Annotated in this window: 15 protein-coding genes; 11 read left to right on the top strand and 4 right to left on the bottom strand. The window is 71.8% G+C overall.

Annotation, left to right across the window (positions count from 1 at the left end; translation table 11 throughout):
* Positions 1 to 374 precede the first annotated feature (374 nt).
* The 3 genes from aceE to ACFVV1_RS31155 all read left to right on the top strand — a co-directional run bounded on the left by aceE (position 375) and on the right by ACFVV1_RS31155 (position 4,704).
* Positions 375 to 3,044, top strand: coding sequence for a pyruvate dehydrogenase (acetyl-transferring), homodimeric type (gene aceE / locus ACFVV1_RS31165; protein ID WP_389996087.1), 2,670 nt, complete (start codon positions 375 to 377; stop codon positions 3,042 to 3,044).
* Between the two features lie 105 nt (positions 3,045 to 3,149).
* The gene (locus ACFVV1_RS31160) at positions 3,150 to 4,121 is read left to right on the top strand and encodes a helix-turn-helix transcriptional regulator (RefSeq protein WP_389996085.1); all 972 of its coding nucleotides are present in this window, start codon (positions 3,150 to 3,152) and stop codon (positions 4,119 to 4,121) included.
* A 61-nt stretch (positions 4,122 to 4,182) separates the two neighbouring features.
* Positions 4,183 to 4,704, top strand: coding sequence for a DUF4240 domain-containing protein (locus tag ACFVV1_RS31155; RefSeq protein WP_389996342.1), 522 nt, complete (start codon positions 4,183 to 4,185; stop codon positions 4,702 to 4,704).
* A gap of 80 nt (positions 4,705 to 4,784) precedes the next feature.
* Here the strand turns inward: ACFVV1_RS31155 and ACFVV1_RS31150 are convergent, their stop codons facing one another.
* A complete protein-coding gene (locus ACFVV1_RS31150) occupies positions 4,785 to 5,555 on the bottom strand; it encodes an SDR family NAD(P)-dependent oxidoreductase (protein WP_389996082.1) in 771 nt (256 codons plus the stop codon).
* 167 nt (positions 5,556 to 5,722) lie between these two features.
* Between ACFVV1_RS31150 and ACFVV1_RS31145 the strand changes: the two genes are divergently transcribed.
* Entirely contained in the window at positions 5,723 to 6,358 is a 636-nt protein-coding gene (locus tag ACFVV1_RS31145; protein ID WP_389996079.1) for a TetR family transcriptional regulator, read from the top strand.
* Between the two features lie 15 nt (positions 6,359 to 6,373).
* On the opposite strand, the gene ACFVV1_RS31140 is transcribed toward ACFVV1_RS31145, so the two are convergent.
* Together ACFVV1_RS31140 and ACFVV1_RS31135 are read right to left on the bottom strand one after the other, a co-directional pair.
* Complete coding sequence (locus ACFVV1_RS31140; RefSeq protein ID WP_389996076.1) at positions 6,374 to 6,910, bottom strand: GNAT family N-acetyltransferase; 537 nt, start codon at positions 6,908 to 6,910, stop codon at positions 6,374 to 6,376.
* Positions 6,911 to 6,961: 51 nt separating this feature from the next.
* The gene (locus ACFVV1_RS31135; protein WP_389996073.1) at positions 6,962 to 7,093 is read right to left on the bottom strand and encodes a hypothetical protein; all 132 of its coding nucleotides are present in this window, start codon (positions 7,091 to 7,093) and stop codon (positions 6,962 to 6,964) included.
* A gap of 1 nt (position 7,094) precedes the next feature.
* Here ACFVV1_RS31135 and ACFVV1_RS31130 point away from each other — a divergent pair, with 1 nt between their 5' ends.
* The 3 genes from ACFVV1_RS31130 to ACFVV1_RS31120 all read left to right on the top strand — a co-directional run bounded on the left by ACFVV1_RS31130 (position 7,095) and on the right by ACFVV1_RS31120 (position 9,794).
* Positions 7,095 to 7,316, top strand: a complete 222-nt coding sequence (locus ACFVV1_RS31130) for an FCD domain-containing protein (RefSeq protein ID WP_389996070.1) — start codon at positions 7,095 to 7,097, stop codon at positions 7,314 to 7,316.
* Between the two features lie 65 nt (positions 7,317 to 7,381).
* Entirely contained in the window at positions 7,382 to 8,281 is a 900-nt protein-coding gene (locus ACFVV1_RS31125) for a TIGR01777 family oxidoreductase (RefSeq protein WP_389996067.1), read from the top strand.
* 202 nt (positions 8,282 to 8,483) lie between these two features.
* Complete coding sequence (locus tag ACFVV1_RS31120) at positions 8,484 to 9,794, top strand: NAD(P)/FAD-dependent oxidoreductase (RefSeq protein ID WP_389996065.1); 1,311 nt, start codon at positions 8,484 to 8,486, stop codon at positions 9,792 to 9,794.
* A 25-nt stretch (positions 9,795 to 9,819) separates the two neighbouring features.
* Here ACFVV1_RS31120 and ACFVV1_RS31115 read toward each other — a convergent pair whose 3' ends face one another.
* Positions 9,820 to 11,592, bottom strand: coding sequence for a regulator (locus ACFVV1_RS31115; protein ID WP_389996062.1), 1,773 nt, complete (start codon positions 11,590 to 11,592; stop codon positions 9,820 to 9,822).
* A 262-nt stretch (positions 11,593 to 11,854) separates the two neighbouring features.
* Between ACFVV1_RS31115 and lipB the strand changes: the two genes are divergently transcribed.
* From lipB to ACFVV1_RS31095, 4 genes are all read left to right on the top strand, one after another.
* Positions 11,855 to 12,667 carry a lipoyl(octanoyl) transferase LipB gene (gene lipB / locus ACFVV1_RS31110; RefSeq protein WP_389996060.1) on the top strand — a complete coding sequence of 271 codons (813 nt, stop codon included), beginning with the start codon at positions 11,855 to 11,857 and terminating at the stop codon, positions 12,665 to 12,667.
* A gap of 132 nt (positions 12,668 to 12,799) precedes the next feature.
* Positions 12,800 to 13,765: a lipoyl synthase gene (gene lipA / locus ACFVV1_RS31105; RefSeq protein ID WP_389996057.1), complete on the top strand. Its 966-nt coding sequence runs from the start codon at positions 12,800 to 12,802 to the stop codon at positions 13,763 to 13,765.
* 328 nt (positions 13,766 to 14,093) lie between these two features.
* Positions 14,094 to 14,294: a hypothetical protein gene (locus tag ACFVV1_RS31100; RefSeq protein WP_351207429.1), complete on the top strand. Its 201-nt coding sequence runs from the start codon at positions 14,094 to 14,096 to the stop codon at positions 14,292 to 14,294.
* Between the two features lie 19 nt (positions 14,295 to 14,313).
* Positions 14,314 to 15,021 carry a DUF4191 domain-containing protein gene (locus ACFVV1_RS31095; protein WP_389996055.1) on the top strand — a complete coding sequence of 236 codons (708 nt, stop codon included), beginning with the start codon at positions 14,314 to 14,316 and terminating at the stop codon, positions 15,019 to 15,021.
* Positions 15,022 to 15,128: the final 107 nt, after the last annotated feature.

Here is a 15,128-nt window from a genome sequence, read left to right as displayed (position 1 = left end):
GCGGCCTACGCGTCTCGCGTCGGACGGGCGTACGCGTCACGCGCCCGAGGAGCATACGCGTCGCCGCCCGAGAGGCGTGGGCGTTTCCGCCGCAGATGCGTACGCGTCTCCGTCCGAGCGGCGTACACATCTGTCGCGAGCGGCGCTCATCCGTGCAAACCAACGCCCCTTTTGCGCGCTAAATCCCGTCACTCCGTGCCCGGTTTCACGGCACCGAATGCCACTTTCTTCATATCGAGAAGTTTTGCCGTTCATCCTTTGATCGATCATCGATCGGCGACTTAGAGTTCACTCCGCGGGCCCACCGGCCCCATCGCCCTGTCCTGCCAGTCAGGGCCTTTCTCCACCCCCCTCCACTCCGGAAGGCGGCGATCATGACCGACCCCGTAGGAAAGCTTCCGAGCGAGCTCGACCAGCTCCCGGACCGTGACCCCGAGGAGACCGCCGAATGGGCGGCCTCCCTGGATGCCGTCACCAAGGCCGCGGGCCCGCACCGCGCCGCGTACCTGATGCGCCGCTCGCTCCAGCACGCCGAGGGCGCCGGTCTCGCGCTGCCCAAGCTGCTGGAGACCGATTACGTCAACTCCATCCCGACCGCCGCCGAGCCCGCGTTCGACGGCGACCTGGAGATGGAGTCCCGGATCACCGCCTGGAACCGCTGGAACGCGGCGGCGATGGTCACCCGTGGCTCCCGGCTCGGCGTCGGCGGCCACATCGCCACCTTCGCCTCGGCGGCCTGGCTGTACGAGACCGGCTTCAACCACTTCTTCCGCGGCAAGGAGGGGGACGGCTCCGGCGACCAGCTCTACATCCAGGGCCACGCCTCCCCGGGCATCTACGCCCGCGCGTTCCTCGACGGCCGGCTCAGCGAGCAGCAGCTCGACAACTTCCGCCAGGAGGCGGGCGGCGACGGTCTGCCCTCCTACCCGCACCCGCGGCGGCTGCCCTGGCTGTGGGAGTTCCCCACCGTGTCGATGGGCCTCGGCCCGCTCTCGGCGATCTACCAGGCGCGCTTCAACCGTTACCTGACCAACCGCAATATCAAGGACACGTCGAACTCGCACGTCTGGGCCTTCCTCGGCGACGGCGAGATGGACGAGCCCGAGTCGACCGCGGCCCTCGCCCTCGCGGCGCGTGAACGGCTCGACAACCTGACCTTCGTCATCAACTGCAACCTGCAGCGCCTCGACGGCCCGGTCCGCGCCAACTTCCGCGTGGTCCAGGAGCTGGAGGGCGCGTTCCGCGGCGCCGGCTGGAACGTCATCAAGACACTCTGGGGCAGCGCCTGGGACGAGCTGTTCCAGCTGGACACCACCGGTGCGCTGGTCCGCCGGCTCCGGGCGGTCCCGGACGCGCAGTTCCAGACGTACGCCACCCGCGATGTCGCGTACATCCGTGAGCACTTCTTCGGCGCCGAGCCCGCGCTCGCCGAGCTGGCGAAGCTGCTCACCGACGCGAAGATCGCCGAGTGCTTCTACAGCTCGCGCGGCGGCCACGAGGCCCGCAAGGTGTACGCGGCGTACAAGGCCGCCGTCGAGCACAAGGGCGCGCCGACCGTGATCCTCGCGCAGACGGTGAAGGGCTACACGCTCGGCAAGGGCTTCGAGTCCAAGAACGCCAACCACCAGATGAAGAAGCTGACGATCGACGAGTTCAAGGGCATGCGCGAGCTGCTCGGTCTCCCGATCCCGGACAGCGCCTTCGCCGACGGCCTGGTGCCGTACGGCCACCCGGGCGCCGACTCCCCCGAGGTCCGCTACCTCCAGGAGCGCCGCGCCGCCCTCGGCGGCCCCGCGCCGGCCCGCCGGGTGCACGCGGTGGCGCTGCCCGAGCCCGAGGAGCGCGCGTTCAAGGCCCTGTACAAGGGGTCCGGCAAGCAGGAGATGGCCACCACCATGGCGTTCGTGCGCCTGGCCAAGGACCTGATGCGGGACAAGGAGACCGGTAGGCGCTGGGTGCCGATCGTCCCGGACGAGGCGCGCACCTTCGGCATGGAGTCGCTGTTCCCGTCGGCCGGCATCTACTCGCCGCTGGGCCAGACGTACGAACCGGTCGACCGCGACCAGCTGATGTACTACAAGGAAGCCAAGGACGGCCAGATCCTCAACGAGGGCATCACCGAGGCCGGCGCCATGGCCGACTTCATCGCCGCGTCCACGTCGTACGCGACGCACGGCGAGCCGATGATCCCCTTCTACATCTTCTACTCGATGTTCGGCTGGCAGCGTACGGGCGACCAGTTCTGGCAGCTCGGCGACCAGCTCGGCCGCGGCTTCGTGGTCGGTGCCACGGCGGGCCGTACGACGCTGACGGGTGAGGGCCTCCAGCACGCGGACGGCCACTCGCACCTGATCGCGGCCACGAACCCGGCCGCGCTCAACTACGACCCGGCGTTCGCGTACGAGATCGCGGTGATCGTCAAGGACGGTCTGCGCCGGATGTACGGCCCCGACGCCGAGAACGTCTTCTACTACCTGACGGTCTACAACGAGCCGAAGCCGCAGCCCGCGATGCCGGAAGGCGTCGAGGACGGCATCATCAAGGGCCTCTACCGCTTCAAGGAGGGCACGCCCGCGGCGGCGGACGCCCCGCACATCCAGCTGCTGGCCTCCGGTACGGCGATCCACTGGGTCCTGGAGGCCCAGGAGCTGCTGGCCGCGGACTGGGGTGTCCGGGCCGACGTCTGGTCCGCCACCTCGTGGGGCGAGCTGCGCCGCGAGGCGCTGGAGTGCGACGAGGCGCTGCTCCGCGGTGAGCAGCGGGTGCCGTACGTGACCCAGGCACTGGAGGGCGCACCGGGCCCGGTCCTCGCGGTCAGCGACTGGATGCGACAGGTCCCGGACCAGATCAGCCAGTGGGTGGAGCAGGACTGGTCCTCGCTCGGCACGGACGGCTTCGGCCTCTCCGACACCCGCGACGCGGCCCGCCGCCACTTCGGCGTCGACGCCCGGTCGATCACGGTCGCGGCCCTGGCTCAGCTGGCCCGCCGCGGCGAGGTGACCGCGTCCGCGGTCAAGGAAGCCCGGGAGCAGTACGGGCTGTGACATGAGGAGGCGGCCGGGCACGCCCGGCCGCCGATGCGCGGGCCGGGCCGGGAATCGCTCCCGGCCCGCGATCGAGGGCAGCACGCATACGGCCACAATGGCCGCATGCGTGCTGCCCGTCTCATCAAAATGGTGCTGCTCCTGCAGTCCCGTCCCGCCATGACCGCCGCCGAGCTCGCCCAGGAGCTGGAGGTGTCCGAGCGGACCGTCACCCGGGACGCCCAGGCACTCTCCGAAGCGGGTGTCCCGGTGTACGCGGACCGGGGCCGGGCCGGGGGCTACCGGCTGGTCGGCGGGTACCGTACGCGCCTCACCGGGCTCGCCCGCAGCGAGGCCGAGGCGCTCTTCCTCTCCGGGCTGCCGTCCGCCCTGCGCGAGATGGGCCTGGAGGACGCCGCGTCCGCGGCCCGGCTCAAGGTGTCGGCGGCGCTGCTCCCGTCCCTGCGGGACGCCTCGGCAAGTGCCGCCCGGCGCTTCCACCTGGACGCTCCCGGCTGGTACCAGGAACCGGTCACTCCCGAGCTGCTGCCCGCCGTCGCGGAGGCGGTCTGGGACGACCGGATCGTCCAGGCCCGCTACCGCCGCAGCGGCCGGGACGACGAGGTGGAGCGGGAGCTGGCCCCGTACGGGCTCGTCCTGAAGGCCGGGGTCTGGTACCTCTGCGCCCGGGTGGCGAAGGACTTCCGGGTGTACCGGATCGACCGGTTCTCGGCCGTCGCGGTGTCGGACGAGCGGTTCGCGCGCGACGAGCGGTTCGATCTGCCGGGGTTCTGGGACGAACGGGCCGCGCAGTTCGCCCGCTCGCTCCTGCGTACCGAGGTGACCGTACGGGTGTCGGAGGAGGGGGTACGCCGACTGCCGTACACGCTGGACCGTTCGGCGGTCCACGACGCGCTGGACGCGGCGGGACCGGCCGATACGCGGGGGCGGCTCACGGTCACTCTGCCGGTCGAGTCCCTCGATATCGCGTACAGCCAACTGCTCGCCCTGGGGCCGGAGTTGGAAGTTCTCGAACCGACCGCTCTGCGGGCCCGTTTCGCCGCGGCCGCCGAACGCCTGCGCGACCTCTATCGCTGAGGGGTCCTTTTCGCCGCGTCCGCGTGCATCGCCTGCCGCCAAGGCCGATGCTTGAGCCGTGATGGACGAGACGGAGTTCTGGGAGATCGTCGACAGCACCCGCGAGGCCGCCGAGGGCGACCCCGAGGACCAGGCCGATCTGCTCGTCGAACGGCTGGTGCGGCTCGATCCCGAAGCCGTGCTGGATTTCGCCAGGCACTTCGAGGCCCGTTACAACCGCGCGTACCGCTGGGATCTGTGGGGCGCCGCCGCCGTGCTGCTGGGCGGCGCGAGCGACGACGCCTTCGACTTCTTCCGCTGCTGGCTGATCGGGCAGGGCCGGGAGGTCTTCGAGGGCGCACTGCACGATCCGGACGGCCTCGCCGACCTCCTCGACGACTTCGACGCGGAGGTCGACGGGGAGGCCGAGGATCTCGGCTACGCCGCGGACGAGGCGTACGAACAGCTCACCGGTGTGGTCACCCCGGACCTCGGCCTGCCGCCCCAGACCGCCGAGCCGGCGGGCACCCCGTTCAGCCTTGAGGACGAAGAGGTCCTGGCGGAGCGCTTCCCCGCGCTCTGGGAGCGGTTCGGGTCCGACTGAACCCACCGGGGCCCTGCCGTCACACGGTCACACCGTCCCGCCGTCCCGCCGTCACGCCGGAAGCGGGTTCTGTCGCCGCGTCAGAAGTGCGTGCCGCCGTCGATCCGGATCTCCGTACCCGTGATGAACGCCCCGTCCTGCGATCCGAGCATCGCGACGACGCCCGCGACGGTGTCCGGGCCGGCGAAACCCTCGCCGAGCGCCGGGGACAGCTTCGCGAAGAGCGACATGTCGGCATCGGCGGGCAGCCCGGGGCCGTTGCCGCTGGTCATGTCGGAGGAGATCGAGCCGGGCGCGACGGCGACGAACCGCAGCCCCTGCTTGCTGTACTCGCTCGCCAGCGCGTGCGTCATCGACTGGATGCCGCCCTTGCTCGCCGCGTACGCCGCCATGTAGGGGTGCGCGAAGCTCGCCGAGGTGGAGGAGAAGTTCACGACAGCCGGCTTGTCGCCCGCCAGCAGGGCCGGTATCGCCTCGCGGATCATCAGGAACGTACCCGTGAGGTTGACCGCGAGGATCTTGTTGAAGAACTCCAGCGTCGTCTTGTGCGTATGCTCGGAGCGCAGGATTCCGGCCGCGTTGACCAGCACGTCGAGGCCGCCGAGGGTGGCCACGGCGGAGGCGACGCCCGCCCGGACCGCGGACTCGTCCGAGATGTCGAGGACGAGGGTGGTGAGACGGTCGGCCGTGCCGTTCGCCACGGCGGTCCCGTACGTGGCCTTCAGCCCGTCCTCGTTGACATCGGCCGCGACGACGCGGCCGCCCTCGGCGAGGAGGCGGTGGACGGTGGCCTGTCCGATGCCGGAGCCACCGCCGGTGATGAGTGCGCGACGGCCTTCGTAACGGTTCATTTCTGTTCTCTCCCGATCCCGGTGACTGCTGTCCCGAAGCGTTCTCGAAGCTCTCTCGAAGGTTCTCGATCCCGCCTCGTCCGATGTCCACAGTACGCCTAAGTGGCACGGTTTGCCATGACGTCATTTTGCGCACACCTCTCCCCCGCCGGGGTAATCTCCTGGGAATGAGCCCGAAGCCGAGTCAGCCGTCCCTCACCGAACGCCGTAAGGCCGCGACCCAGCTGGACATCGCGCGCGCCGCCGCCGCGCTCTTCGCCGAGCGCGGGCCCGAGGGCACCACGGCGGAGGACATCGCCCATCGGGCGGGCGTCGCGCTGCGCACCTTCTACCGGTACTTCCGCTCCAAACAGGACGCGGTGGGCCCGCTGCTCTCCGGCGGCGCCGAGCGCTGGCGAGCGCTGCTCGAAGCGGCCGAGCCGGGAGACACGCTCGCCGGGGTCTTGGAGCAGGCGGTCACCGAGGCGCTCCGGGTGCCGGGCGCGGACGCCGCCGAGCAGCTCGGCTGGACGCGCGGGCTGCTGCGGGCGGCGGCGGCGGACCCGGCACTGCGTGCCGTCTGGTACCGGGTCAATCAGGATTCGGAGGAACGGCTGCTGCCGGTGCTGACCCGGCTGGCCGGCGAGGAGGCGGACCCGCTGGAGGTCCGGCTCGCCGCGGCGGCCGCCACGGACGCGGTACGCGTAGCGCTGGAGGCCTGGGCGGAGACGGACGCGCCGACGAGCGGGCCCGGCTCGCCCGCCGATCTGGCGGTGCGCTGTCTGCACGAACTCATGGGCGGCATGCGGCTGTTCAAGGGCTGAGCGGGAACCGAACGGTCAGGGGGCGAGCGAGCGGCCCATCTGGACGTCGTCGACGTAACGCCCGCCCAGGAAGAACTCCCCGGGCAGCACGCCCTCGACGACGAACCCCTCCGACTCGTAGAGGGCCCGCGCGGGCGCGTTGTGCCCGAGCACCCGCAGCGTCATCCGGTTCGCCCCGTCGCTCCGCGCGGCCGCGAACGCGGCCCGCAGCAGCGTCCTGGCGACCCCGCGGCCGCGCGCCCGGTCGGCCACGGCGAGGCCCTGTATCTGCCGGACATGGGCGTTGCAGGCCATCGGGGACGGCGGGACCAGCCTGATGTACCCGACGATGGACACCTCCCCTGCCGCGTTCTCCGCCTCGGCGACGAGAAACTCCTCGGGCCTGTGGCGGTCGTCGAAGAACGGCGCGTACGGCGGCTGCGGCTTCGGCATCACCGCGTGCAGCGTCGACCACGTGGAACGGTCGAGTTCGCCGAGAGCGGCTTCGTCGGCGAGGACCGCGGGGCGGACGGAACGGATGGGGCTGACCGGGTGCGGGTGTATCTCGGGCATGCGTGCCACTGTGCCACGCCGCACCTTGCACGGTCAGCCCGGTTTTTCGTCTCAGCACATATCGGCGGGGCGCTCGGCCGAGTCGAACGGGAACCGGCGGCGGAAGTCGTCGGCCACGGCCTCCAGGGTGCAGAAGCTGACGCCCTCGTGCCCGGCGACGTACACCGCCTTCCACCACCACATCGTGGATCTGTCGGACAATGAACTGCTCGTCACCACCCTGGAGTCCCTGGAGGGGCGGCTGTGCCGGCTGTTCCAGCAGATCGACGACCCGGGACCGCTGTGGGAGGAGCACCGGCTGCTCTGCGCGGCGATCACCGCCGCGGACGTCGAAGCCGCGGCCGGCTGCGCCCTGCGGCACGTCCGGCACTACCGGGACGTCGCCCTCCGGCTGCTCTTCGGATGACCCGTGCGGGGGTCGTCGGCCCGGCGGCCGAGGCGCGCCCGGGCCCCCTGCGGCAGGATGGCCCCATGCTGCACTCCCGTATCGCTGTCACCGGAGCATCCGGACTCATCGGAGCGGCGCTGGTGCGCTCGCTGCGGGCCGACGGTCACGAGGTCGTACGCCTGGTGCGACGCCCGGCACGGGCCGGTGACGAGGTCGAGTGGAATCCCAGGCGCCGGTACGTCGACGTGGCGGGCCTGGTGGGCTGCGACGCCGTCGTCCATCTCGCCGGCGCCGGCGTCGGCGACCACCGCTGGACACCGGCGTACAAGCGGGAGATCAGGGACAGCCGGGTGCTCGGGACGACGGCGATCGCCGAGGCCGTCGCCTCACTGGACGCACCGCCGAAAGTTCTGCTGTCCGGGTCGGCCATCGGCTACTACGGCGACACCGGGGACCGCGCGGTCGACGAGAGCGCCCCGGCCGGCGAGGGCTTCCTGCCGTCCGTGTGCGTGGCATGGGAGGCGGCAACGGCCGCCGCCCAGGAGGCGGGCGTACGGACGGTGCACGCGCGCACCGGTCTGGTGGTCGCGCGTGAGGGCGGGGCCTGGGGCCGGCTCTTCCCGCTGTTCCGCGCGGGGCTCGGCGGGCGGCTGGGCAACGGACGCCAGTACTGGAGCTTCATCGCGCTGCACGACGAGGTCGCGGCGCTGCGGCACATCCTGGCGACGGAGTCGCTGTCGGGCCCGGTGAACCTGACCGGCCCCGACCCCGTCACCAATGGCGAAGTGACGGCCGCGATGGGGCGCGTGCTGCACCGCCCCACGCTCCTGACCGCTCCGGCACCGGCTCTGCGGATCGCCCTGGGGGACTTCGCCGAGGATGTGCTGGGCAGCCAGCGGGTGCTGCCGGGCAGGCTGCTGGACTCGGGCTTCGTGTTCGCCTTCCCGGGAATCGACGCGGCGATCCGCGCGGCGCTGAGCTGAACGCGGGGCGCGCCCGGCGCGACCCCGGCCCGCGCATCCCGCGCGCATTCGGACGGACGTGCGACCCTGTGCACCGGTGCCCCCGGTACGCGCGACTGCGCCCGCATCGGACGCCCTCCTAGCCTCCTTGCGAACTCGGGCATTCCGGGGGCCAGTCGGGGGCAAGAGCCTCCCAGTAGTTGCGCCGACTCGGGGAGGGCACGTGCTCAGCTCGGCACGCCACGCGGACGTCGTCATCATCGGGGCCGGGATCGCCGGCCTGTCAGCCGCCCACCGACTGACCAGCGCAGGGGTAAGTGTCAGCGTCCTGGAAGCCGGCCCCCGGGTCGGCGGCCGGATGACCACCGCCGAAACGGACGGCTTCCTGCTCGACCACCTCGGCCCGCTCCTCAGCACCTCGTACCCGGAGCTCCGCCTGATGCCCGCCCTCGACGGGCTCGTGCTGCGCAGCTTCACACCGGGGGTGCTCGTCCACAGCGAGGGCCGCCAGTACCGGACCGGCGATGTACGGGGCGCGCGGGGCGCATTCAAGGCGGCGCGCGCCCTGGCAAGCGCCCCCCGTCCGCCGATGGGCGGGCCGATCGACCAGGCCCGGCTGGGCGCAGCCCTGGCCCGGCTCGCCGCGACCCCGGCCGCCCGCATCCTGGCCCGGCCCGAACAGAGCGCGCTCGCCGCCCTGTCCCGCCGCGGCCTGACCGCCCGTACGGTCAACGGCTTTCTGCGGCCGCTGCTCACCGCGCTGCTCAGCGACCCGCAGCTCGCCACGTCCAGCCGGTGCGCCGATCTCACGCTGCGCGACTACGCGCGCGGCCGGTTGTGCGTGCCCGAGGGCGGTTCGGCGCGGCTGCCCGAACTGCTCGCGGCCGCGCTGCCGCCCGGCACCGTACGCACGGGCGTGCATGTCACGGCGGCCGACATCACCTCGGTCCGCACCAAGGAGCACGGCGAACTGGGCTGCCGCTCCCTGCTGTTGGCGACCGGCGCAGGCGCCGCCGCCGAACTGCTGCCCGGCCTGCGGGTGCCGCCCTTCCACCCCGTGACAGTCCTTCACCACACCGCCCCCGCTCCCCCGCCGACCGGTGCCTCGCTGCTGCTGGACGCCGACCGCTCGGGCCCGGTCGCGCACACCGCGGTGATGAGCGCGGTCGACCCGTCGCGCGCCCCGCACGGCCGGACCCTGATCAGCTCGACGGTGCTCGGCACCCCACCACCCGACCTGGACCGCACGGTCCGCGCCCATCTGGCCGCCCTGTACGGCACCCCCACCGACGACTGGGAGCTGCTGGCCGCCCATCACGACCCCGAGGCGGTCCCGGCGATGCCCGCCCCGCACGATCTGCGCCGCCCGGTCCGGCTGCTCGCCGGGCTGTACGTGTGCGGCGACCACCGCGACACGAGCACGGTCCAGGGCGCCCTGTTCTCGGGCCGCCGCGCGGCCGAGGCGATCCTCACCGACCTGGGCGTACGGCCGGGGTACGCGAACGGGACGGCGTCACTGCCCGAAGCGGCGTAGGGCCTCTCGTTCGGATCACGCGGTCTCACCCCAGTGCGGCAACCCGTTCGTGGTACCCGCGCACCGCGGCCGCGTCCCGGTACGGCTCCAGGCGGCGCTCGAAGTCCCGTACGTACTCCGTCGCCCGCACCGACCGCATCTCGGCCGCCTGCTGGGCGGCCTCGGCGCCGAGCAGGCACGCCTGGTCGAGCTCACCGAGCCCGAGCCGCGCGGAGGCCAGCACCACCCGGCAGAACAGCCTGCTGCGGGCGTACGCCGGGGCGCGCAGCTGGAGGGAGCGCTCCGCGTGCTGCGCCGCGGCCTTGTACTGCTGCAGATCCCGGTGGCAGTGGCCGAACTCGTCGGCGAGCTGGGCCTCGTCGAAGTACCGCACCCAGTGCGGCATCTCGTCCCCGGGACGGGCGGTCTCCAGCGCGCGTTCCGCCCGAGCCAGCGAGGCGGTGCAGGGCCTGGCCTCGCCGAGCACCCCGTGGCCGCGTGCCTCGACGGCATGCAGCAGGGCCTGGACGACGGGCGGCGCCGACGAACCGATGCCCTGCTGGGCGACGCGGGCCAGCTGCACGGCTTCCCTGCCGTGCCCGAGGTAGACCGCCTGCCGGCTCATGGTGATCAGGACGTAGCTGCCGTACGCGCGGTCCCCGGCGGCCTGGGCGAGCCGCAGCGCCTGGACGAAGTACCGCTGGGCCAGGCCGTGGGCCGCGATGTCGTACGAGGTCCAGCCCGCCAGCCGGGTCAGCTCGGCCGCGGCGGAGAAGAGCCGGCGCCCGGTGGCCTCCCCGTACGTCCCGCGCAGCATCGGTTCCGCCTCGTGCTCCAGATACCGGACGAGGGCCTGCCGGGCGTGGCCGCCGCCGTAGGCGTTGTCGATGGTGCGGAAGAGCTCGCCGACCGAGCGCAGGGCGGCGACGTCTCCGACGCCGACCCGCTGGCCGGAGCTGCGGTCGGACTGCCGCTGCCGGGGGACGCCGGGGGCGCCTGCCTGCCCTGTTCCCGGGGCGGCGGGAGCGGCCGGGGGTGTGCAGGATCCGGGAGGTGCGGACGGTCCGCAAGGCCGGGACGGTGCCGGCCCACGGACCCCGCTGCGGCCGCCGGCACCGGCCGCCCCCGTACCGCCGTGCGCACTGCCGCCGGGCCAGTGCGCGCCGTGCAACCCCTGCGCTCCGATCCCGCGTGCCCCGCCGGGCCCACCGGCCCGCTCCGCACCACCGACCTCGACGGCCCCCATGGCCCCAGCAGCCCCGACGGACCTGCCGAGCCCACCAGCCGCACGAGCACCACCCGCCGCACGGGCAGCACCACCGGCCCCGGCAACCCCGCCCGGTACCGGTGGCGAGGACTCGCTCCCCCGTCCCACCCACTCGTCGGCCCGGCCGATCAGCCAGTCCCGGCTGGGGACGACGAGCCCGGCCGGGGTGAAGGCGATCTTGCGCAGCTCCGCATGGCTGCCCGAGTCCTTCCGCCAGAGCCCGCTGACGATGTCGATCGCCTCGGCGGGCGTGGCCGCGAACTCCAGGCCCGCGTAGACGGGGGCGCACGCGTCGAGGCCCAGGTCCTGCGCGGAGAGGCGGCGCCCGAGCCGCCGGGTGAAGACCTCGGCGATCAGCGCGGGGGTCGTCCCGCGCGGCTGCTGGCCGCGCAGCCAACGGGTCACGGACGTCTTGTCGTACCGCAGGTCGAGGCCGTGTTCCAGGCCGAGCTGGTCCACTCTGCGGGCGAGGCCGGCATGGGAGAAGCCGGCCTCGGAGATGAGCGAGGCGAGTCGGCGGTTGGGGGTGCGCTGCGGAGGTCGTTCCGACATCAGCTGTACGGTCTCCTGCCTTCGGGGCCGGGCGGGCAGCCCTAATGGAACGGCGCGAATTTAGCGGCCTCTGCCGCCACCAAAGTCACCTTCGCTTCACTTTCATCCGATCGTGTGAGGATTGGGGGTGGCGCTGACGGGATCGACCTGCTGGGCCGCCGCCCGGGCCCCGGCCGTACAGTGGCCGGGGCGTGATTCAGTGCATGGTGACGTGGCTCCGGGCACCCCGGCTCCGGGCACCGCGAGTAGGGAGGCATCTGTCGTGACCGAGCTTCGGTTCGTCCGGCTGGGATTCGGCGAGGAAGCCGTCGACTACCAGGAGGCCTGGCAGAAGCAGCGCGAGGTGCACGCGGCCAGATTCGAGGACGCCGTCCCGGACACCTGTCTGCTGCTGGAACACCCGCCCGTCTACACGGCTGGACGGCGCACGACCGACAGCGAGCGCCCGCTGGACGGCACCCCGGTCATCGATGTGGACCGTGGCGGCAAGATCACCTGGCACGGCCCCGGACAGCTGGTCGGCTACCCGATCCAGAAGCTGCCCAGGCCGGTGGATGTCGTCGCACACGTCCGCCGGCTGGAGGACGCGCTGATCCGTACCGCCGCCGAGTTCGGTCTGGAGACCTCCCGGGTCGAGGGCCGCAGCGGGGTCTGGGTGCTCGGCGACCCGGTCGAGGACCGCCCGGCGATCGGCGGCCTCTCCCTCGACTTCGACCCGCGGCTGCAGGACGAGGAGTTCGATCCGCGGCTGAACGGCCCCGAGTACGCCCCGTCCAACGCCGGGCAGCGCCGCGAGGACCGCAAGCTGGCCGCGATCGGCATCCGGGTGGCCAAGGGCGTGACCATGCACGGCTTCGCGCTCAATGTGAACCCGGACAACACCTGGTTCGACCGCATCGTGCCGTGCGGCATCCGGGACGCGGGTGTCACGTCACTCGCGTACGAACTGGGTCGCGACATCGCAATCGCGGATGTGCTCCCGGTCGTCGAGAAGCACCTCAAGGACGTCCTGGAGAACGCGCAGCTCGCCCCGCGCACCATCGAGCGCCCGGCGGATGCCGTGGCCACGGCATGACAGCCTGGACACCCGGCCGGGAATAGGCCCTGTCGGCCACAGGTTGGCCAGACGTAATGCCGTTTGAACTACGGGCGTACCCTGGTGTTCGCCGAAGAATCCAATGCAGCGAAAGCAAAGGGGAGTGCCGGAGTGTCCGCTGTCGCACCCGACGGGCGCAAGATGCTGCGCCTCGAGGTCCGGAACAGCCAGACCCCCATCGAGCGCAAGCCCGAGTGGATCAAGACCCGGGCGAAGATGGGCCCCGAGTACAACCAGCTGCAGAAGCTCGTGAAGAGCGAGGGCCTGCACACGGTGTGCCAGGAGGCCGGCTGCCCCAACATCTTCGAGTGCTGGGAGGACCGCGAGGCCACGTTCCTCATCGGCGGCGACCAGTGCACCCGGCGCTGTGACTTCTGCCAGATCGACACGGGCAAGCCGCAGGCGCTGGACCGGGACGAGCCCCGCAGGGTCGGCGAGTCCGTCGTCACGATGGACCTGAACTACGCCACCATCACCGGCGTGGCGCGCGACGACCTGGAGGACGGCGGAGCCTGGCTGTACGCCGAGACCGTGCGCCGGATCCACACGCTGACCGCGGACCGGGAGGCCGGCCGCACCAAGGTCGAGCTGTTGATCCCCGACTTCAACGCGGTGCCCGAGCAGCTCGCCGAGGTCTTCTCCTCGCGCCCCGAGGTGCTCGCGCACAACGTCGAGACGGTGCCGCGGATCTTCAAGCGGATCCGCCCCGGTTTCCGTTACGAGCGCTCCCTGGAGGTCATCACGCGGGCCCGCGAGGCCGGTCTGGTGACCAAGTCCAACCTGATCCTCGGTATGGGCGAGACCCGCGCGGAAGTCAGCGAGGCGCTCCAGGACCTGTACGACGCCGGTTGTGAGCTCATCACGATCACGCAGTACCTGCGGCCGTCCGTGCGCCACCACCCGGTCGAGCGCTGGGTGAAGCCGCACGAGTTCGTGGAGCTGAAGGAGGAGGCCGACGAGATCGGCTACTCCGGTGTGATGTCCGGGCCGCTGGTCCGTTCCTCGTACCGCGCGGGCCGCCTTTTCCAGCAGGCGATCGAGCGGCGCGGCGCCGTCACGGCGATGCCCGCCGTGTGAATCCCCGCACAACAAGCTACCGGGCGGTAATGACTGATTCGACGCGGCTCATACGCTCCCCGCAGGTCGGGGGCGCGTATGGGCCGCGTCGGCGTGCGCTCGGCCCATATCAAGGTTTCATTGGTGTTTGACCGACCGGTCATGCGCTGGTAACACCGAGCAGTGACGCTGGGTACTTACGGCGCAGTGGCTTCCGGGCCGCTGCCACCGCCGCTTTCCCCACCCAGCGCACGCCACTCACTTCGCGCAACGCAGTCCCGGGCAGCCGGCCCGGGCAGCTGAGTCCATGCCACTCAGTCCGCACATCCGCTCCGAGGAGATTTCCACGATGCAGGCCGTGCCGGTACGCGCCACCGCCATCCCTTCCGTCACCAATGCCCTCCGTGCCGTCGAGTCGCTGCTGCTGAGCAGCGGCCAGCGCACAGCCCGCCGCAATGCCTGGACGGCCGTCCTGGAGGACCGGCGCCGGGCCAAGGACCGGGTCGAGGCCGAGTACGTACTGGAGGCCGCGGCCGACCACCGTTCCTAGGCCACGTAAACTTCGGTACATGGCGAGGAAGGCAAACACTGAAGGCGCGGACAGCGCCGAGAACGCGGGGCGGCTCAAGCAGATCGCCCTGACCTACAAGATGACCAGGCGGACCGACTCCAAGATCGGTCTTGTCGTCGCGGGTGTGGGAATCGTCACCTTCGGTGTCCTTCTCGCGGCCGGTTTCCTGATCGGCCACCCGATCTATCTGGGCATCATGGGCTTCGTGCTGGGCCTCCTCGCGATGGCGATCGTCTTCGGACGGCGTGCCGAGCGCGCGGCCTTCGGACAGATGGAGGGACAGCCGGGCGCTGCGGCGGCGGTGCTGGACCGGGTGGGCCGGGGCTGGACCACGACACCCGCGGTCGCGATGAACCGCAGCCAGGACGTCGTCCACCGTGCCGTGGGCAAGGCGGGCATCGTGCTGGTCGGCGAGGGCAACCCGAACCGGGTGAAGGTGCTGCTCGCAGCCGAGAAGAAGAAGATGGCGCGCATCCTGGTCGACGTACCGGTGCACGACATCGTCGTCGGCAACGAAGAGGGCCAGGTGCCGCTCAAGAAGGTGCGCACGAAGATGCTGAAGCTGCCGCGCATCCTGACCGGCCCGCAGGTGACGGCCGCCAACGACCGGCTGCGCGCGATGGGTGACCTGATGAGCAACATGCCGCTGCCCAAGGGTCCGATGCCGAAGGGCATGCGGATGCCACGCGGCGGAAAGATGCGCTGACGCCTCCGCTGTACGTATGAAGAGGGCGGGGGGGGGGCCCGCCCCGGGGGCGGCCCCCCCCCCACCGCGGGGGGGGGGGAAAAACAAAAACCAGACCCCCCCCACCC

It is taken from the genome of Streptomyces sp. NPDC058092, from assembly GCF_042884935.1.
Taxonomy (GTDB): domain Bacteria; phylum Actinomycetota; class Actinomycetes; order Streptomycetales; family Streptomycetaceae; genus Streptomyces.
Note: the sequence above shows the minus strand (reverse complement) of the source record. Positions and strands in the feature narration are given on the sequence as shown.

Coding starts and splice junctions, on each gene's coding strand:
- aceE (WP_389996087.1), top strand. CDS start 375: ATGACCGACCCCGTAGGAAAGCTTCCGAGCGAGCTCGACCAGCTCCCG.
- ACFVV1_RS31160 (WP_389996085.1), top strand. CDS start 3,150: ATGCGTGCTGCCCGTCTCATCAAAATGGTGCTGCTCCTGCAGTCCCGT.
- ACFVV1_RS31155 (WP_389996342.1), top strand. CDS start 4,183: ATGGACGAGACGGAGTTCTGGGAGATCGTCGACAGCACCCGCGAGGCC.
- ACFVV1_RS31150 (WP_389996082.1), bottom strand. CDS start 5,555: ATGAACCGTTACGAAGGCCGTCGCGCACTCATCACCGGCGGTGGCTCC.
- ACFVV1_RS31145 (WP_389996079.1), top strand. CDS start 5,723: ATGAGCCCGAAGCCGAGTCAGCCGTCCCTCACCGAACGCCGTAAGGCC.
- ACFVV1_RS31140 (WP_389996076.1), bottom strand. CDS start 6,910: ATGCCCGAGATACACCCGCACCCGGTCAGCCCCATCCGTTCCGTCCGC.
- ACFVV1_RS31135 (WP_389996073.1), bottom strand. CDS start 7,093: ATGTGGTGGTGGAAGGCGGTGTACGTCGCCGGGCACGAGGGCGTCAGC.
- ACFVV1_RS31125 (WP_389996067.1), top strand. CDS start 7,382: ATGCTGCACTCCCGTATCGCTGTCACCGGAGCATCCGGACTCATCGGA.
- ACFVV1_RS31115 (WP_389996062.1), bottom strand. CDS start 11,592: ATGTCGGAACGACCTCCGCAGCGCACCCCCAACCGCCGACTCGCCTCG.
- ACFVV1_RS31100 (WP_351207429.1), top strand. CDS start 14,094: ATGCAGGCCGTGCCGGTACGCGCCACCGCCATCCCTTCCGTCACCAAT.
- ACFVV1_RS31095 (WP_389996055.1), top strand. CDS start 14,314: ATGGCGAGGAAGGCAAACACTGAAGGCGCGGACAGCGCCGAGAACGCG.